Raw genomic sequence first — 17,900 nt, forward strand, 5'->3', positions numbered from 1 at the left:
CAGGAGCCGGCGAGCCCGTTTCCCCGGGCAGCCGGTGAAGCGGGGAGACGGACAAGGACAAGTCAGAAATGGGTTTCAAGATCGCAGTTGCAGGCGCTACCGGCAATGTCGGCCGCGAGATGCTTGACATTCTCGACGAGCGCGGCTTTCCGGCAGACGAGGTTGTCGCCCTGGCGTCCCGTCGCTCGCAAGGAACGGAAGTTTCGTTCGGCGACAGGACACTGAAGGTTCAGGCTCTGGAGAATTACGATTTCTCCGACACCGACATTTGCCTGATGTCAGCCGGAGGTACTGTTTCCAAGGAGTGGTCGCCGAGGATCGGCGCAAAGGGCTGTGTTGTCATCGACAACTCCTCTGCCTGGCGTTATGACGCGGACGTGCCTCTGATCGTTCCGGAAGTCAATGCGGACGCCATCACCGGCTTCACCAAAAAGAACATCATCGCCAATCCGAATTGCTCAACAGCCCAGCTCGTGGTGGCACTCAAGCCGCTGCACGATCACGCCAGGATCAAGCGCGTCGTCGTTTCGACCTACCAGTCGGTGTCCGGTGGTGGCAAGGACGCGATGGAAGAGCTGTTCAACCAGACGAGGGCCATTTTTGTGAACGATCCGATCGAACCGGACAAGTTCACCAAGCGCATCGCCTTCAACGTCATCCCGCACATCGACAGCTTCATGGAAGACGGCTACACCAAGGAAGAATGGAAGGTGCTCGCCGAAACCAAGAAGATGCTGGATCCGGCCATCAAGGTAACCTGCACCGCCGTTCGCGTTCCGGTGTTCATCGGCCATTCCGAAAGCATCAACCTCGAGTTCGAAAACGAGATTACAGCAGACGAGGCTCGCAACATCCTGCGGGAGGCTCCGGGCTGTCTCGTGATCGACAAGCAGGAAGACGGTGGCTACATCACGCCGTATGAAAGCGCCGGCGAGGACGCGACCTATATCTCGCGTATCCGAGAAGATGCCACCGTTGAAAATGGCCTGAACCTGTGGGTCGTCTCCGACAATCTTCGCAAGGGAGCGGCTCTCAATACTGTCCAGATCGCTGAAGTTCTGGTCAATCGCGGCCTGATAACTCCCAAGAAGGCCGCAGCCTGATTGATTCTGGCGGGCGCTTTCCAGCGCCCGTTTCTTCATTCCGAACAGGTCCGGTTTCTCACGATCTTCTTGGTGTCGGAACCGGGCAAGGGGTTGGTGGGTGGATTGCCGGTTCCAAGCACGATATTCAGGCACCGATACGAACCCTCGGTCCCGCATGCCGGGTGCGCCCGTATTGTCAGTGATTGCCGGACTTTCTGATCGTCCCATCAACAATCTGCCCAATCTTTATCCGTGATTTCAGGAGCGCGATTCCCGAATGCATGCCTCGATTGACAGCTCCTTTCAGAACTTTTCGGCATCGGCACCCGGCGCACGGTTCACCGACTGGATTGCAACACGTGCGGCACCTTATTGGACCAGCGCGACCAATCACGCATTCACACGCGCGATTGGTGACGGATCCATGCCGGACGAAGCATACGCTCGCTATCTGATCGAGGATTACACGTTCATCACGGATCTTGCTTCGACACTTGGTTACCTGGTCGCCAAAGCGCCGAACATGCGGGCAAAGTCGCGTCTGTCTGCATTCCTCGCCCTGCTCACGTCGGAGGAAAATGATTATTTCCTGCGGTCCTTCGACGCTCTTGGCGTCCCGGCCGAGACCTATGAAACCGCCGCGCAAGGACCGGTCACGCGTGCATTTGCCGATCTGCTCCTGACATCTTCAGGCAAGGGATCCTATGCCGAAGGGCTCACTTGCCTGCTCTGCGCCGAATGGTGTTACCTGACTTGGGGTCGGCGCGAGGCACAAAAGCCCCGACCGGAGAAATTCTACCTCGCTGAATGGATAGACCTTCACGCCGTTTCCGGATTCGAAGACTTCGTTGATTGGATCCGCGCTGAACTCGATGAGATCGGCCCTGCACTGTCGCCTTTGAAACAGGAAACACTCGCTGAACTCTTCGCCCGGATGAGCATGCTGGAAGACGCGTTTTTTGAAGCAGCATGGACAGGCGAAATCCCGGCAGCTTTTGATGATCCGCAACGGCCGTAACGCATGTATCTTTATGAAGCTGCCGCTCTCGGAGCCGCCAGTCTTTGGGCCCTGACCGGACTTTTGTCTGCTGCGCCCGCTCAACACCTTGGCGCAATCGCCTTCAATTGCACGCGCATGGTTCTCGTCACGATCATGCTGTGCGTTTGGGTGATGTTGACCGATGGCTGGAATTCAATCGGCAGCGGCCACCTGTCGCCATTGATCCTGTCAGGCTTCATCGGAATCTTCATGGGCGATACCGCCCTGTTTTTGACGCTGAACCGAATGGGTCCGCGCCGCACGGCGATGCTCTTCGCACTTAACGCACCCATGTCTGCAATACTCGGCTGGCTGATCCTGGATGAAACGCTCACCGCCATACAGGTTCTGGGGATCGTGCTGATTTTTCTCGGTGTGCTGCTGGCAATTCGTTTCGGCAAACGCAAGTCACAGCTGCACAAATGGGAAAGTATCAAGGGCCCGCTCTGGGTTGGTGTCCTGTTTGGCATTGCCGCAGCGCTGTCACAGTCCATAGGGTCCTTGATTGCCCGCCCTGTCATGGAAACCGGCGCAGACCCCGTTGCGGCCTCGAGTATCCGCGTTGGAGTGGCTGCACTCGGCCTCGTCTTGTTGACGCGTCTGCCATTCAGTTGGGTCAAGCCTGCTGGAAGCTTCACGCTTCCCGTCATCGGCATCATTGCGGTTTCCGGCCTGCTGGGCATGGGCATCGGCATGACCCTGATACTCTTCGCTCTCTCCGGCGGCGAAGTCGGCATCATCGCAACACTTTCAGCAACGACCCCGGCGGTGATGCTGCCAATGATGTGGTGGCGGACGAAGGAATTTCCTGCTCTGGGTGCATGGGCAGGTGCTGTCCTCGTCGTTGCAGGGAGCGCGCTTCTGTTTGTCGTCTGAGAGAATTCGCAGCAACAAAAGTGCATCGTGTCGTGAACAACATGCATGGGCCGGACAAGCCCGAGGACGTCGCCTTTTTTCGCTGCAGCGTCGATAAATGTAAACAATCGCCAGAGATTGCAATCTAGCCTGTCCAGGAGAAAAGTTGGTCAAAGTCACCCGGCAGCACACCGGGGATCCGGACGACGCTGCGAATCAAGGTTGCGGTCAAGGGGAAATGGACGTGTCCGTATTGCTCGAACCGTTTCGGCTGAAACACCTCACGCTGCGCAATCGCATCATTAGCACGTCGCATGCGCCGAATTTTGTCGAAGCCGGTCATCCGCGTGAGCGCTACAGGCTGTACCACGAAGAGAAGGCGAAAGGCGGCGTTGCCCTGACGATGATCGGCGGATCGACGAACATCGCGCCGGACAGCCCCTCGGTTTTCGGCCAGCTCTATGCTGGCGATGACAGCATCGTGCCATGGTTCAGGGAATTGACCGATGGCGTACACCGGCAGGGCGCGGCTGTGATGTGCCAGATAACCCATATGGGTCGCCGAACGGCATGGGACGACGGGCATTGGCTTCCGGTCCTGGCACCTTCAGGCGTGCGCGAACGTGCCCACCGTGCGTTCCCCAAGGTGATGGAATTGCAAGACATGGATCGTATCGTCCATGACTTCGCCGCAGCGGCGCGCCGGTGCAAGGCAGGTGGTTTCGATGGAATTGAATTGCTGTCCCACTCGCACCTGTTGGGACAGTTTCTGTCTCCGCTCACCAATCGGCGCGAAGACGATTATGGTGGATCTCTCGCAAATCGAATGCGTCTGACGCTGCAGGTGATTGATGCCGTGCGAACAGAAGTTGGCCCGGACTTCGTCCTTTCGATGCGCATCACCGGAGATGAACTCACCGGGGACGGTTTGAGCACCCGGGACTGCATTGCCGCTGCCCGGCTGATTGAGGAAACCGGTCAAGTCGACTTGCTCAACATTCTTGCAGGTGCTCCGTACGATGATTTGGGCCTTGCCGAATGGGTACGCCCAATGGGACTGCCATCTGCTCCACATATCGAGGTGGCGGGACGCATCCGCGAGGCCGTCAACCTACCCATCCTTCATGCAGGCGGCATTGCCGATATTGCCACAGCACAACATGCGATAGCTGAAGGTCACGTCGATCTGGTTGGAATGACACGCGCCCAGATGGCCGATCCCTATCTGGTGGCCAAACTTTCACGCGGGGAGGAAATCCGCATTCGTCCCTGCGTCGGCCTCGGCTACTGTGTCGACAGGGTCAATCAGGGCAAACCTGCCGTCTGCGGGCACAATGCTGCAACCGGGCGGGAACAGACCTTGCCTCACGTCCTGTCAGCCAGTCAACGGCCCAGGAAAGTTGTCGTTGTGGGCGGAGGCCCCGGAGGACTCGAAGCTGCACGTGTCTGTGCTCACCGGGGTCATGATGTTGTCCTTTTCGAGGCCTCCGATCGTCTTGGAGGACAATTGGTACTGGCCGCCAGGGGGACGACGCGCAGACAGGTCCAGGGGGTCGTGGATTGGCTGATCTCGGAGGTGAACACCCTCGGGGTCGACCTCCGCCTGAACACTTATGCGGAAGCCGGCGAAGTGACTCCCGAGATGCCGGATCTCGTCATCATCGCGACCGGCGGCTGGCCGGCACCTCCAACATTTCCCGGTGCTGCACTCGCCGTTTCCAGTTGGGACGTTTTGTCCGGTGAAGCTCGAGTTTCGGGAGAAATCCTTCTGTTTGACGAGGTCGGCGATCATCCGGCTGCGGTCACTGCCGATTTTCTGTCGCGCGCCGGAAGCTCTGTCGAGATTGCAACACCCGACCGCACGCTGCTGCATGATCTTGGCCCGACCACAAGCGCTGTTGCCTTGCGAGATCTGTCGGCCAATGGCGTCAAATTCACGTGCCTTCAAGAAATTGCGGAGCTGACCCGAATGGGTGGCAGGATAGAGGTGCACCTGCGTCACACTTTGACCGGAGAGATCACCGCACGTCACGTCGATCACGTGGTTGTAGAACATGGCCTTACTCCGATGGACGGGCTTTTTCATGAGCTCAAGCCATTTTCTAAGAATTTCGGTCAGATCAATCACACTGCACTGATCAGGGGAGAAATCGCCTTCCCGGACACCAATCCGGAAGGTCAATTCGATCTGGCACGTGTTGGCGACGCGATCGCAAGCCGCAACATGCATGCCGCAATCCTGGACGCCTTGCGCATATGTGTGCCGGTTTGAATCGCTTCCGGACTTCTTGTCGCCGGCACCCCGAGGCGATCACTGATCACCTGCTTTCAGCGGATTAGACAGGGCGCGCGAACAAAAACAAGAATACAAGTAAAAATTGAAGTCATTTGCCGAATATTTACCTTGAAAATTTACGATCCCCTACGAGAGGCTATAGGGGAATTTCATGAAAAGTCTTTATGCTCGTTTGAGCGTTACGTCCACGCTGGCAATTGTTTCGGCCGGCGTGCTGACAATCTCGATGGTTGTCGTCGGTTTCATTCTGTATCAGGTGGCGCTTGGTCAGGCTCAATCTGCTGCCATCAAGAAACAGGATGTCAACTTGCGCGTCGCCGCGACGATCCTTCAAGAACGTGTTGAAGGAACGAATGTAAGCTGGAACAATGCCGGCAACGTCACGCGGATCGAACTGGCCGAAATTCCTGCTTTCGAGAATCATCAGATGATCGATGCAATCGGCCGGATGACCGGTGAGACGGCTACTGTTTTTGCCTGGGATCCGGAAACGCGCGACTTCTGGCGCAAGACCACCAACATCATCAAGGGCGACGGCAAACGAGCGGTTGGAACGCCTCTGGGCCAGAAGGGTGCCGTTTACCCGGTCGTGACCGGCGGCAAGACGTTCTACGGTCAGGCAACGATCCTCGGCAAGGACTATTTCACGGTCTACAAACCAATCTTTGCCAGCCAGGGTGATATCATCGGCATTCTTTATGCCGGGGTCGAAAAAGCTGCTGTGCAGGCGAACGTCTGGGAACTCATGAGCGGCTACGCCATGCTGGCGTTTCCGGTGGTGATCGTTTCTGTACTGCTTCTGATTTTCGCGATCCGTCAGCAATTGCGCCCCGTGACAAAACTTGCAGAAATCACCACGCAGATTGCTCAGGACAATCTGGAGGAAGAAGTTCCTTTCAAGGAACGAACCGATCAGATCGGCGCGCTGGCTCAGGCCGTCAACACACTGAAGACAAGAGCCGTGGAACGCCTTTCGCTTGCCGATCAGCAACGAGACACGGAAGTCGCTGCACATGAGCGTCAGAACAGTGTTCAGGCATTGATCGAAGGGTTCCGCAGCAATGTATCGAACGTTCTGAATTCGGTGAACGAAACCGTCCAGAACTTGGAGGGTACAGCCGGACGCCTGTCCGACCTTTCAAGTCAAAGCGCGACCAGCGCCACGGAAACCCTCAATTCGGCCGACGATGCCACCTCAAGCGTCCAAACCGTGGCAAGCGCAGCAGAGGAACTCTCCGCCTCGATCGGAGAAATCTCCCGCCAGGTGGCCCAGACGACCGAAGTTGTCAGCAGAGCGACAGAGGGCACTCGTGTCACCAACGAAAAGGTCGAAGGTCTTGCATCTTCAGCCTCCAAGATCGGTGAGGTCGTGACACTGATCCAGGCGATTGCCGAACAAACAAACCTTCTGGCACTCAACGCCACGATCGAAGCGGCGAGGGCCGGAGAAGCCGGCAAGGGCTTCGCGGTTGTTGCGGCCGAAGTGAAGGAGCTTGCGACACAGACTTCCAGGGCAACTGAGGAGATCGGTGCCCAGATCACGGCCATCCAGGATGCGACCAAGGAATCCGTCAGCGCGATCGCGGAAATAACGACGATCATGGAAGAGGTGAATTCCTATACCAGCACCATCGCCTCTGCGGTCAACGAACAGGGGTCGGCAACGGGCGAAATCTCTCAAAACGCGCAGAAGGCCGCCGAAGGCACCACATTCGTTTCATCGCGAATGTCTGATCTGTCAGGAACCGTAAACGAGACGTCGGAGTCTTCACAAACGGTTCTGGATGCCTCAGAGCAGTTGTCCACGCGCACCGAGGAACTGCAACGGGAAGTCGAGTCGTTCCTGCAAAATGTTGCTGCCGCCTGAGGCACGCTTCTGAAGCACCGTTATCGCGCGGAGGCCTCCGGTCTCCGCGCACCGGCGCTCTCCGCCTCACCCTCTTTGCGCCCGGACGACGCGGCCAGCCAGTTGAATACCAGCCTTGCCTGTTCGGACGCATGGGGATGCAGTTTGACGTAGTAGTCACGCGGAGACGAAACGGTTTCCCGCAACAGTTTCACCAGGCGCCCTGTCTCCACGAAAGAACGGGTCAAACCTTCCCAACCGAGAACTGCGCCCATATCATCCTGCGCTGCCTGGAGCGCGATGACATAGTTGTTGACCCGGTGGCTGTTTCTCAGCTTTCCTCCATAGCCCAGCGCTGCGAACCAGTCCTGCCAGTCGGTCCAGTCTGTTCCGCCGGCGTCCAGATGTATCAGCGGCAGGGCTGCCAGATCGTCGATTGTCGAGATCCTGTTTTGTTCAGCAAAACGCGGACTCGCCAACGCTGAAATACGGTCATGGAACAATGCCCGGCACAGCCCGGTGTCACTGGACATATCACCGTAGTGAATACTGAGATCGCAGTCCGGTTCGATTTCGTCGGCGTCACTGACGATCTGCGATACCGAGATGTGTGGGTGCGACTTCCAGAATTGCGCCAGCCTAGGTGTCAACCACAACGCGCTCATCGCGGTCGTCGCCCGGATCGTCACGGATGTTTTCCACGCCCGTGCTCTCAACTGATCCAGAGCACCGTTGATCTCCTCAAATCCGCGTTGGAGCGAAACCAGCAGATAGGCTCCTGTCTCTGTCAGTTCAACGCCGCGATGATGGCGGCGGAAGAGAACGCTGTTCAGATCCTGTTCGAGCGCTTTCACCTGATGGCTGACCGCCGCCGGCGTAACATTCAGTTCGGCCGCGGCCTTTTTGAAACTGACATGCCTGGCGGCAGATTCAAAGCTGACCAATGAGCTCAGCGGTGGCAGATCATACGGACGCTTAGGCAAATCGATCTCACCTCAATCCGGGCAGCGATGTAACATCCTAAGGACCACTTGAGATATCTGCATTAGTTTTTTTGACTCAAGATGAATATTTTTGTCATTGCCAGCCTGGGCGATGAACTCGAGAAATAAGGTCAGGAACGAACTCGAAGCCTTCAGGATCTTTCATGCTGAACCCGAATACGCCGATGCTCGCCGACGCCTTGCACGCCACCCGTCAGTCGTTCGACAAAATCCCCGTCGTTGATCTGGCCCCACTGATTGATGGAAGCAATCCGCAAAAGGTTGCCGGAGAAATCAACTGGGCGCTGGCCAATGCGGGTTTCATGTATGTCAGGAACCATGGCATCGCCGACACCGTGGTTGACGATGCATTCGATCAGACCAAGGCTTTTTTCAAACTGCCGGATACCGAGAAAATGGATCTGCACGTTTCCAGATCCGGCCAGACGTTACGCGGCTACATAGAGCCCTTCGGCGAAAACACTGACCCTGGCAAGACCAAGGACCTCAAGGAGTGCTTCGACCTTGGTCCTGAATCCGAGCCTGACTGCCCCTTCTTCGGACCGAATCCCTGGCCGGACGAAGCGAAAATTCCCGGATTTCGCGATGCGGTATATCGCTACCATGAAGAAATGAAACGACTGTCGATGACAATACTGACCGGGATAGCCCGCAGTCTTGATCAGGCACCGGACTTCTTCGAAAACAGGATGCGCAACCCGATCAGCATCCAGCGTCTCCTGCATTATCCTCCACAAACAGGGATCGTGGACGAAAGCATCATCGGCATAGGTGCACATACGGACTACGGCAGCCTGACAATCCTGGCACAGGACGATGTGGGTGGTCTGCAGGTCATGAACCGCGACGGGCAGTGGGTTGAGGGTACACCCATCGCTGGCACCTTCGTCATCAATATCGGCGATTTGCTGCAGCGCCTGACCAATGACCGGTACCTGGCAAACCTGCATCGCGTAGTCAACACCAGCGGGCGCGAACGCTATTCAATCCCGTTTTTCATCGATGCGGACTACGATGCCGAATTCGCGCCTCTTCCTTCCTGCGTCTCGCAGGACAATCCGGCGCGCTATGAGGCGGTGACTTGCGGTGCCCACAAATACGGGCGGTTCGTCCAGAGCTACCCGCATCTTCAGAAAGTTCCCGCCTGACCAATGGTGGATTTTTTGCAGTTACGGGCACACATTGACATCTGCTAATTGGGGAACACGGCGTACGAACTCCCGATATGGTTGGATAAAAGCGCCGTGGTGTGGACAGCGGTTACCCCTCATAGGAAACGTGCATGAAGCTACCCGACACGATGACTGCAGTGCTGCTGACGCACCACGGTGGGATTGAAGCACTTGAATACCGGACCGACGTCCCGGTGCCCCGCCCCGGCAAGGAGGAACTCCTGATCAGGGTCTCGGCAGCAGGGGTCAACAATACCGACATCAACACGAGGATCGGCTGGTATTCCAAGAAGGTCACCGACAGCACCAATACGGGTGGCGCAGAGGGTTTCGAAAATGCTGCTGACGCCGATGCCACGTGGTCGGGCATTCCCATGTCCTTCCCGCGCATCCAGGGTGCAGATGTCTGCGGTCATGTTGTTGCCGTCGGCGAAAAAGTCAGCGATACGCGCCTGGGTGAACGGGTGATCGTTCGCAACATGTTGCGAAGTTATGTCGACTATCGTCCCTTCGAGTGCTGGACACTCGGTTCGGAATGCGATGGCGGTTTCGCACAGTTTTGCGTTGCCCCGGCCCGGGAAACGCACGCCGTCTCCTGTGATTGGAGCAGCGAGGAACTGGCCTCCATTCCCTGTGCCTATTCCACCGCTGAAAACATGTTGCACCGGGCGGCGGTCGGAGCTGAAAGGGTCCTGATAACAGGCGCCTCCGGAGGGGTCGGATCCGCTGCAGTGCAACTCGCAAAAAGGCGCGGCGCACAGGTGATCGCCGTGTCGTCCGGCGCGAAGGCAAAAGCCGTCCTGTCTTTCGGTGCGGATCAGGTCATAGACCGCGACGCGGACTTGCCGGCAGAATTGGGAGAAGGCAGCGTTGACGTGGTGATTGACCTGGTGGCAGGAAAAGCCTGGCCCACTTACCTGCAGGTCCTGAAGCGCGGTGGTCGATATGCGACAGCAGGCGCCATCGCCGGACCTATTTCCGAAATTGATGTCCGGACGCTTTATCTCAAGGACCTGACATTGTTCGGCTGCACTTTTCAGGAAGACGCCGTTTTTGAAAACCTGGTCACCTACATTGAAAACGGTGAAATCCGACCGCTGGTATCAAGGAAGTATCCCTTGGCGAATATTGCCGACGCACAGGAGGACTTTCTCGCAAAAACCTATCCCGGGAAACTGGTATTGGTTCCGCCGCAGGTGGAGGCATGAGAATACGGCGGATCGATCTGTTCCAGGCCGACCTCCCCTATTCCGGTGGAACGTACATGTTGTCCGGGGGTCGCAAGTTTTCTGTTTTCGACGCCACGATCGTCAGGATGGAGACGGATACCGGTCTTGAAGGCTGGGGAGAATCGACACCCTTCGGTTCAAACTACATCGCCGCTCACGCACTGGGCGCGCGCGCCGGCATTGCCGAGATTGCTCCATCTCTTGTTGGACGCGATCCGAGACAGGTTGAACGGCTCTATGATGTCATGGACACCGCCCTGGCGGGCCACGCCCATGCCAAAACAGCACTGGATGTTGCCGCCTGGGATATTCTCGGCAAGGCAACCGACATGCCTTGCTGGATGCTTCTGGGTGGGACCACGGCCCGGCGCATGCCGGCAATTTCTTCAATCCATGCCGGATCACCGGAAGATATGCGCAGGCGTGTAGCCGAACATCGTGCCAAGGGATTTCTGGGTCATTCGGTGAAAGTCGGCGCGTTCGACGGCGAAGGTGGTCCCGCGCTCGACGCCGCGCGGATCGAGGCATCATTGGCGGATCGCCAGCCCGACGAGTTTTTTCTGGTCGATGCCAATGGGGGCCTGACGCCGGAAACGGCTCTGCGAATGCTGAACCTGTTGCCTCACGGACTGGATTTCGTTCTGGAAGCCCCTTGCGCTACCTGGCGGGAAACCCTGTCACTACGGCCTCGCTGCCCGGTTCCGATCATCCTGGATGAACTGATGCAGACGGATGAAGACCTGGCCCAGGCGATAGCTCTGGATGCATGCGACGGAATAGGTCTCAAGATTTCCAAGGCCGGTGGTCTTACGCCCGGCCGGCGGCAAAGGGACACGGCGCGAGCGGCCGGAATGACAATCAGCGTGCAGGACACGGTCGGCTCGACGATTGCATTTGCTGCGGTCGCCCATCTCGGACAGACCGTCCCTGAAAAGATCTTGCGATGCATACTTGATTGCCGCGACATGGTCACGAAACAGCTGGCGGAGTTCGACGCACCGCTGGTCGATGGAGGAGTGCTTGCTCCGGCGGCCCCGGGCCTTGGTCTGACCGTTGATCGCGCGGCTCTGGGCGATCCTGTGGCCAGTTGGGACTGACCCACATGTTTCAGGCCTGATTGAGAACCTGTCTGCGGATTGCCTGAATGCCCGCGCCGACTGCACTCGGTTCCGCCGGGATTTGCGATTGAATCAAAACCGGGCCGGGGATGTTCCTGCCAAACCTGTCCGGCTCACCGATCGACGTGGCATTGATCAGCATCTCACGAAGCGCGGGCGGCGCTTCACCGCCGTAAACAATCGCGGCAGGGTCAAGGATGGCGTAGATGTTGCCGACAATCCGGTTGAGTGCCGGCGTCACCCTTTGCACCCAGTCTCTGACGCCTGGCCATTGCGGGTCGAAGTTTGATTTCAACACGTCGATCGACGGCACATCGACCCCGTTCTCCCGAAGCTCCGTGATCAGGTACTGCAGTGCCGGACGGTCAGCCCGTTCTTCGGCCGGAAAGGACGTCGTCAGTTCGGCTGCATTCTTGTTGAAACCGTAAAAGGGCTTGCCCTCGATAACCAGGCCGCCACCAAATCCGTGATTGAAGGAGAGGTAGGCAAATGTCGGATAGGTCTTTCCGGCACCACTCCACAATTCGGCAATCGCTCCGAGCGTCGCATTGTTCTCCGCATGCGCGGGACAACCAAAGACTTCCGAAACCCGCTTTTCAATTGCAAATCCGGTCCACTTGTTCAACGGAAGCGGGGTCGTGAACAGATTTTCCCTCGTGATCCTGAACCCCTGTGTCGAAACTCCGCAGCCCGCGACGCGTACCGGATCGATATTGAGCGCCTTGCGTTGGCTTGTCGCGGTCTCGTAGGCAGCTGCGATGACGGCTTCCGGATCGTTCGGAGACACGTCAATCCTGGATTTGGAAAGAATCTGCCCGACAAGGTCGATCCAGACCGCCTCCACCGAATTGGTGTCGACCGAAACACCGAAGCCAAAGGCTCCGGACGGATTGACCGCAAGCCTCGGACTTGGTTTGCCGCGCCCCTGGATCACCGGTTCGCAACGCTGGAGAAGTTGCTTTTCGAGCAGATCTTCCGTCAGCCGGTGAACCGTCTGTTGAGACAGACCGGTCAGGGGCGGCAGGTCCGCACGCGCGACAAGTTCGTTCACCCTGACGGCTTCAAGAATTGCCGAACTGCTCGGCCCGATAGGAAAATAACCAGCATTTTCAGAGGCTTGTTGAGTCCGAAAAAGTGCTGTCACTGATTGTTTCCCGAAGTCGCAGATTGAATCACCTGTCCATCCTAACCAGCCACACCAGCTGCGCCAATCCCTGTCATATTTTTATTACACTTAGTGAGTAATAAATGTTATTACTCACTAAGAGTGATATTATTCGACGGGTAAGAAAATGGGAGCGAGGGCGAATAATGGACGGGATAACAGCAGGCAACCTGAAGATGGTTTTCGGCGACTTTGTCGCTGTCCGCGACGTCAGTTTCGAAGTTGCAGCTGGTGAATTCGTAACGCTTCTCGGGCCATCGGGATGTGGCAAGACAACCCTTCTCAAGATGATCTCCGGCTTCCTGACGCCGACCAGTGGGACCATCCATCTCTCGGGTGTGGATGTGACCCGCACACCGCCGGAAAAACGCGACACCGCACTGTGTTTCCAGTCCTACGCCCTGTTTCCGCACCTGTCAGTTCTGGAAAACCTGGAGTTTGGCCTTCGGCAGAAGCGTGTGCCGCCGGCAGAGCGCAGGCAACGCCTGGATGCCGTAATCGATAATCTGGATCTGGCGCTGCATCTGGGCAAACTGCCGAACCAGCTTTCCGGTGGACAGCAGCAGCGTGTCGCCCTCGGTCGGGCACTCGTCATGCGCCCGAACGTGATCCTGTTCGATGAACCTCTTTCCAATCTCGACGCCAAGTTGCGCGATCAGGTTCGCATCGAAATCCGCCGCATCCAGCGTGATTTCGGCCTGACGGCAATCTACGTGACACACGATCAGGCCGAAGCCCTTGCCATGTCGGACAGGGTTTTTGTCATGAATGGCGGCAAGATCGAACAAGCCGACACGCCGGAAGAACTCTACAGCGCCCCCAAAACAAGTTTTGTCGCCGATTTCATCGGCAGTGCCAATGTCCTGGAAGCGGACGTCACATCGACGAACGGCAACGGGGACGTCGAACTGTCAACGCCCCTCGGCCCGCTGAAGGCAAATTCCGGGGCGCCGCCGATGGGACGAAAGGTAAAAATCTGCTGGCGTCCGGAACATGCCGACCTGACGGCCACGGGTGAAAACCGGTTGAGCGCACGAGTAACGCACAGGGCCTTTCAGGGACATTTCACCGACCTCCATCTGGATGACGGTGGCAACGGATACCGGATCCAGACCAACCAGCCGTCGATCCGGGAAGGGGACACGGTCACCTTTTCGCTGAGATCCGACCAGATCGTTCTTCTGGAGGCCCTTGCATGACCTGGAAGAAGTGGTTGCTCGTATTGAGCCTGCTGACACCGGGCATCGGTCTGATCGTCGCCTTTATCGGTGTCGCGGTCTATATAGCGGCTGCGCAGTCCTTTGGTTATTACAACCTGGCCGGAGAAAGCAGTTTCTCGCTTGAGTTCTGGGACAGGATGCTGGGCCGCAAGGTGTTCAGCCGCGCCGTGATGTACTCGATCTATATCGGGGTGATCAGTGCATTTCTGTCTGTGGCCTTTGCCTACCCGCTGGCAATCTGGCTGCGCAAGCCGTTTCCAGGCTCACTTGCAATTGGCGCAATGCTGAAAGCGCCCCTTCTGGTGCACGGTCTGGTCGCCGCCTTTCTGTTTATCAACGTCATTTCCTATCACGGCATTCTCAACCAGCTGCTTCAGGGTATCGGCCTTTGGGATGAACCGCACAGACTTCAGAACGACCGCAATGCAATCGGTGTTCTCATCCTGCAAACGTGGAAGAACATGCCTTTCGCGCTGCTCCTCTTGACCGGCGCCGTCCAGAGCATTTCCGATGATGTCCTCAACGCGGCCCGGGATCTGGGCGCTGGCAGTTTCGACCGGTTTCGCAAGGTAATCGCCCCGCTCACTGTTTCGGCCATGCAGGCGGCTCTCATCATCATCTTCATCGGCGCACTGGCCGATTTCAGCTTCCAGGTGATCGCGGGGCCAACCAACCGACAGTCGCTCTCACAACTGATGGTGTTTTTCAAGGACGGCGGTCGCTGGAACGATGCCGCTGTCGTCGGCGTCAGCCTGATGATCATTGCCATCGCCGGATCTGCGCTGCTTGCAGCCGTCAGCCGGATCGTGATGCGCGGGAGGATCGCATGAGCGCTCAACGTCTCAACCAGATCCTGCTGGTTCTGCTTGTCAGCCTCACCGCTATCTGGCTGATTGTCCCTTTCTCCATGGCGATTCTCTGGTCGCTCGTCGATCCGGCTGAACCCTGGACCGCCGACAAGCTGGTGCCACCGGTCATGTCATTCTACCGATGGCAGGACATGTGGGAAAATTCCTCGCTGCAGACGGCGCTCGTCAATTCCTACCTGTTGGCACCTTCCGCCGCTATCGCTGCACTCGCCCTGGCGATGCCGACGGCTTTCGCGCTTGGCCGCATCCGGTTCCCGGGCCGGGAAGTTTGCAAGATCCTGGCTTTGCTGCCGCTGATCGTGCCACCTTTCGTCACCTCCATTTTCTTCACTTCGATGCTCTACCAGCTTGGCCTGCACACATGGCGTTTCGGTGCGATCCTGTTTGCCCATGCGATTGTGTTCATGCCCTACGCAATCCGTATCATGACAGTCAGTTTCGAGCAGGTTCGCAGTGACCACATCGACGCGGCGCGGGACCTTGGAGCCAGCGCCTGGGCACGCTGGAAAGTGGCCTATCTGCCAGCTCTCAAACCGGGCATTTTCGCCTCGCTCCTGATCGTTTTTATCCAGTCGATCGAGGAATTCGCACTCGCTTTCATCGTCGGCTCGCCCGACTTCACCACCATTCCAACACTGCTCTACGGGACGCTCGGACAGGACTTCGTTCGACCGAATGCAGCCGTGTTGTCCCTCATTCTCGTCGTGCCCAACGTCATCTTGATGCTCATCCTGGAGCGGCTTCTGAAATCGGCCAATCCGGCACTGAGTTCGGGAAAGGGCTGACGAGAATACCAAGATCAACACTAATCCGGTCGGCGTCGATTGGGTGTCAGAAGTTGATCGACTTGAAAATGTTGGAGCAACTCTTCTGTGTCCGGCCGGACGCAGGTTGTTTCGAGCTTAACGGAGACCAACCGGCATGTTGAAGACTCTCATCCTTTCCACCACAGCCCTGGCCATCGGCGTCAGTGCATCCGCAGCTTCCGACCTTTCCGGCATGAGCTGGGACGATATCGTTACCCAGGCAAAGGCGGAAGGTGAACTCACCTGGTACGTCTGGTACCTGCAGGACGACCTGCGCCGCGCCGTCAAATCGTTCGAAGACGAATATGGTATCGATGTCACGATTCCGGAAGGAACATCTGCCGGAAATGCTGAAAAGCTCATCGCGGAACGCAATCGTGAAGTCGGTGACATTGACGTCTTTGCCTGGGGTTACAGTGACTTTGAAACCGTGGATCTGGCAGCAACTTTCTCACCGCTCAAGATGCTGCCGGCCGATGACGGCCGGGTCTCGGAACTGGTTGGCATCGATGGTGGCGACTTCGTGCTGGCCTATTGGGGCAATCAGACCGGCATCGCTTATGACCCGGCGAAAGTTTCAGCCGACAACTTGCCGCAAACCCCCGAGGAATTCGCAGCCTTCTGGAGCGAGAATCCCGGCAAATTCGGCTTCAACTACGAGAAAGGCGGCTCTGGTCCGTCCTTTTATCAAAATACGCTTCGCAGTCTGACCGGAGTTGATTTCTCGAATGGAGAGATCTCCGACGGCAAGCTGGCAAAAGTCGAGGAAGGCTACGGCTTCTTCAACGACAACGCCGAAAACTACGTTGTCACAGCCTCCAACGCCGACAGTATCGTTCGCGTCAGCGACGGCGAACTCTGGATGGTGCCGGCCTGGGAAGATCACCTCGCCGGATTGCAGAAACGTGGCGAAGTGCGCTCTGAAATCAAGTTCTACATCCCTGAAATGGGCATGAACGGCGGTGGCAACGGCATTGCCATTCCGAACAATGCTCCGCATCCGGCCGCGGCTGCCGTCTTCGTAAACTGGCTGACATCCGCGGACACACAGACCATGTTCAACCGTGATTTCGGCACCGCGCCGATGCATGCCGAGGCTGACGACAGCAACGCCCTTGTGCCGAACGACCAGCGCGCGAACCGGCAACCATGGGCAGGCCAGCCATTTCGCAAGGCAGTTGAGGAAAGTTTCATCGAGAACGTGATCCTGGAGCGCTAACGCGCAATACTGTCAAAGGCGGTTTCGCGGCAATCGCGGAACCGCAAACTTCAAAACAACGATACCAACCGAAGTAGCCATATGAATTTTCAACAGACACCCGTCGCCCGCCCTCCGCTGAACGATTTTCTCGCCGACCGGTCCTGGAAACTCGCCGTTGTCGCCCATCGCGGCGCCTGGCATGGGGCACCGGAGAATTCGATCCGTTCGGTCGAACTAGCAATCCGGAACGGATACGAGTTTGTCGAGATCGATGTCCAGGCAACTGCGGACGGGCAACTTGTCTGCATTCACGACGATTCGGTCGAACGCATGACGGGACAACCTCACGTCGTGGCTCAATCCGAGGCTGCTGACCTGACGGGCCTTTTTCTCAAGGAAGGCGCGGGTGGAGAAAATGCAGAATTCACATCCTCTCTTCCTGCTCTTCTCGGCGATCTCTTGAATGTGAGTTCGGACAGGATCTATGTCGATATTGACGTGAAGCACTTCAGGGATCTTGAAGTTGTCTGCGAATATGTGCGCTCACACCAAAGCCGTCACCACGTCAATCTCAAGACCGTGGTGGCAACCCCGAAAGACCTGGAATATCTGGATAATCTGGAACGACGAACTGGATTGCTGATCAAGCCCGTGCTGCATGTCACCGGCGACACTCTGGAGACCTTTCTCGGCTTCCTGCAGACACGCCCGACACCGTTGGTGGAGATCCTGTGCGATACCTGGAAAACTTTCGAACGATATGCCGAGGCAGCCCATCGAGCCGGAACCGACCTGTTCCTGAACACTCTCGACGAAGTGCCCTCTGCTGTCGTTACTGATACTCCGTCGCTGTCTGATCCGGACCAGGGCTGGGGCCGCCTCATGCGTCAAGGCGCCCGGCTGTTACAGACGGACCACCCCGAGGCGCTGAAAAAATATGCCGACAGCAAGGCGGAACCGGCTTCGGCAATCCAGGGCCTTTAGCCCGGGTCACA

15 protein-coding genes are annotated in these 17,900 nt (G+C 57.3%); 13 read left to right on the plus strand and 2 right to left on the minus strand.

The features are described from left to right. Window positions 1-68: 68 nt before the first annotated feature. The 5 genes from ACO6TI_RS02455 (at window position 69) to ACO6TI_RS02475 (ending at window position 7,142) form a co-directional block, all read left to right on the plus strand. On the plus strand, window positions 69-1,103 hold the full coding sequence (locus tag ACO6TI_RS02455; protein ID WP_055114550.1) for an aspartate-semialdehyde dehydrogenase: 1,035 nt from the start codon (window positions 69-71) through the stop codon (window positions 1,101-1,103). A gap of 259 nt (window positions 1,104-1,362) precedes the next feature. Further along, the gene (locus ACO6TI_RS02460) at window positions 1,363-2,103 is read left to right on the plus strand and encodes a TenA family protein (RefSeq protein WP_422384271.1); all 741 of its coding nucleotides are present in this window, start codon (window positions 1,363-1,365) and stop codon (window positions 2,101-2,103) included. Window positions 2,104-2,106: 3 nt separating this feature from the next. Next, on the plus strand, window positions 2,107-3,000 hold the full coding sequence (locus tag ACO6TI_RS02465) for a DMT family transporter (protein WP_055114566.1): 894 nt from the start codon (window positions 2,107-2,109) through the stop codon (window positions 2,998-3,000). A 217-nt stretch (window positions 3,001-3,217) separates the two neighbouring features. After that, on the plus strand, window positions 3,218-5,251 hold the full coding sequence (locus ACO6TI_RS02470; protein ID WP_422384272.1) for an FAD-dependent oxidoreductase: 2,034 nt from the start codon (window positions 3,218-3,220) through the stop codon (window positions 5,249-5,251). 175 nt (window positions 5,252-5,426) lie between these two features. Beyond that, window positions 5,427-7,142 (plus strand): methyl-accepting chemotaxis protein, encoded by a 1,716-nt coding sequence (locus ACO6TI_RS02475; protein WP_055114568.1) that lies wholly within the window; start codon window positions 5,427-5,429, stop codon window positions 7,140-7,142. A gap of 20 nt (window positions 7,143-7,162) precedes the next feature. Here the strand turns inward: ACO6TI_RS02475 and ACO6TI_RS02480 are convergent, their stop codons facing one another. Beyond that, window positions 7,163-8,104, minus strand: a complete 942-nt coding sequence (locus tag ACO6TI_RS02480; protein ID WP_196999269.1) for a LysR substrate-binding domain-containing protein — start codon at window positions 8,102-8,104, stop codon at window positions 7,163-7,165. Between the two features lie 164 nt (window positions 8,105-8,268). On the opposite strand from ACO6TI_RS02480, the gene ACO6TI_RS02485 reads away from it, so the two are divergent. From ACO6TI_RS02485 to ACO6TI_RS02495, 3 genes are all read left to right on the plus strand, one after another. Beyond that, the gene (locus ACO6TI_RS02485) at window positions 8,269-9,273 is read left to right on the plus strand and encodes an isopenicillin N synthase family dioxygenase (protein ID WP_282045989.1); all 1,005 of its coding nucleotides are present in this window, start codon (window positions 8,269-8,271) and stop codon (window positions 9,271-9,273) included. Window positions 9,274-9,407: 134 nt separating this feature from the next. Further along, entirely contained in the window at window positions 9,408-10,505 is a 1,098-nt protein-coding gene (locus tag ACO6TI_RS02490; RefSeq protein WP_281926649.1) for an alcohol dehydrogenase family protein, read from the plus strand. After that, window positions 10,502-11,623: a mandelate racemase/muconate lactonizing enzyme family protein gene (locus tag ACO6TI_RS02495; protein WP_422384273.1), complete on the plus strand. Its 1,122-nt coding sequence runs from the start codon at window positions 10,502-10,504 to the stop codon at window positions 11,621-11,623. The genes ACO6TI_RS02490 and ACO6TI_RS02495 overlap by 4 nt, the downstream gene beginning before the upstream one ends. 10 nt (window positions 11,624-11,633) lie before the next feature. On the opposite strand, the gene ACO6TI_RS02500 is transcribed toward ACO6TI_RS02495, so the two are convergent. Next, complete coding sequence (locus ACO6TI_RS02500; RefSeq protein ID WP_158705406.1) at window positions 11,634-12,788, minus strand: ROK family protein; 1,155 nt, start codon at window positions 12,786-12,788, stop codon at window positions 11,634-11,636. 167 nt (window positions 12,789-12,955) lie between these two features. On the opposite strand from ACO6TI_RS02500, the gene ACO6TI_RS02505 reads away from it, so the two are divergent. The 5 genes from ACO6TI_RS02505 (at window position 12,956) to ACO6TI_RS02525 (ending at window position 17,889) form a co-directional block, all read left to right on the plus strand. Then, window positions 12,956-14,008 carry an ABC transporter ATP-binding protein gene (locus ACO6TI_RS02505; protein WP_422384274.1) on the plus strand — a complete coding sequence of 351 codons (1,053 nt, stop codon included), beginning with the start codon at window positions 12,956-12,958 and terminating at the stop codon, window positions 14,006-14,008. Continuing rightward, window positions 14,005-14,859, plus strand: coding sequence for an ABC transporter permease (locus ACO6TI_RS02510; RefSeq protein ID WP_104702480.1), 855 nt, complete (start codon window positions 14,005-14,007; stop codon window positions 14,857-14,859). Before ACO6TI_RS02505 ends, ACO6TI_RS02510 begins: the two co-directional genes overlap by 4 nt. Beyond that, on the plus strand, window positions 14,856-15,683 hold the full coding sequence (locus ACO6TI_RS02515; protein WP_055114584.1) for an ABC transporter permease: 828 nt from the start codon (window positions 14,856-14,858) through the stop codon (window positions 15,681-15,683). Before ACO6TI_RS02510 ends, ACO6TI_RS02515 begins: the two co-directional genes overlap by 4 nt. Window positions 15,684-15,819: 136 nt before the next feature. Then, entirely contained in the window at window positions 15,820-16,923 is a 1,104-nt protein-coding gene (locus ACO6TI_RS02520; RefSeq protein WP_055114586.1) for an extracellular solute-binding protein, read from the plus strand. 81 nt (window positions 16,924-17,004) lie between these two features. After that, window positions 17,005-17,889 carry a glycerophosphodiester phosphodiesterase family protein gene (locus ACO6TI_RS02525; RefSeq protein WP_422384275.1) on the plus strand — a complete coding sequence of 295 codons (885 nt, stop codon included), beginning with the start codon at window positions 17,005-17,007 and terminating at the stop codon, window positions 17,887-17,889. The last annotated feature ends 11 nt before the right edge of the window (window positions 17,890-17,900 follow it).

It is taken from the genome of Roseibium album (assembly GCF_965233825.1).
Taxonomy (GTDB): domain Bacteria; phylum Pseudomonadota; class Alphaproteobacteria; order Rhizobiales; family Stappiaceae; genus Roseibium; species Roseibium album.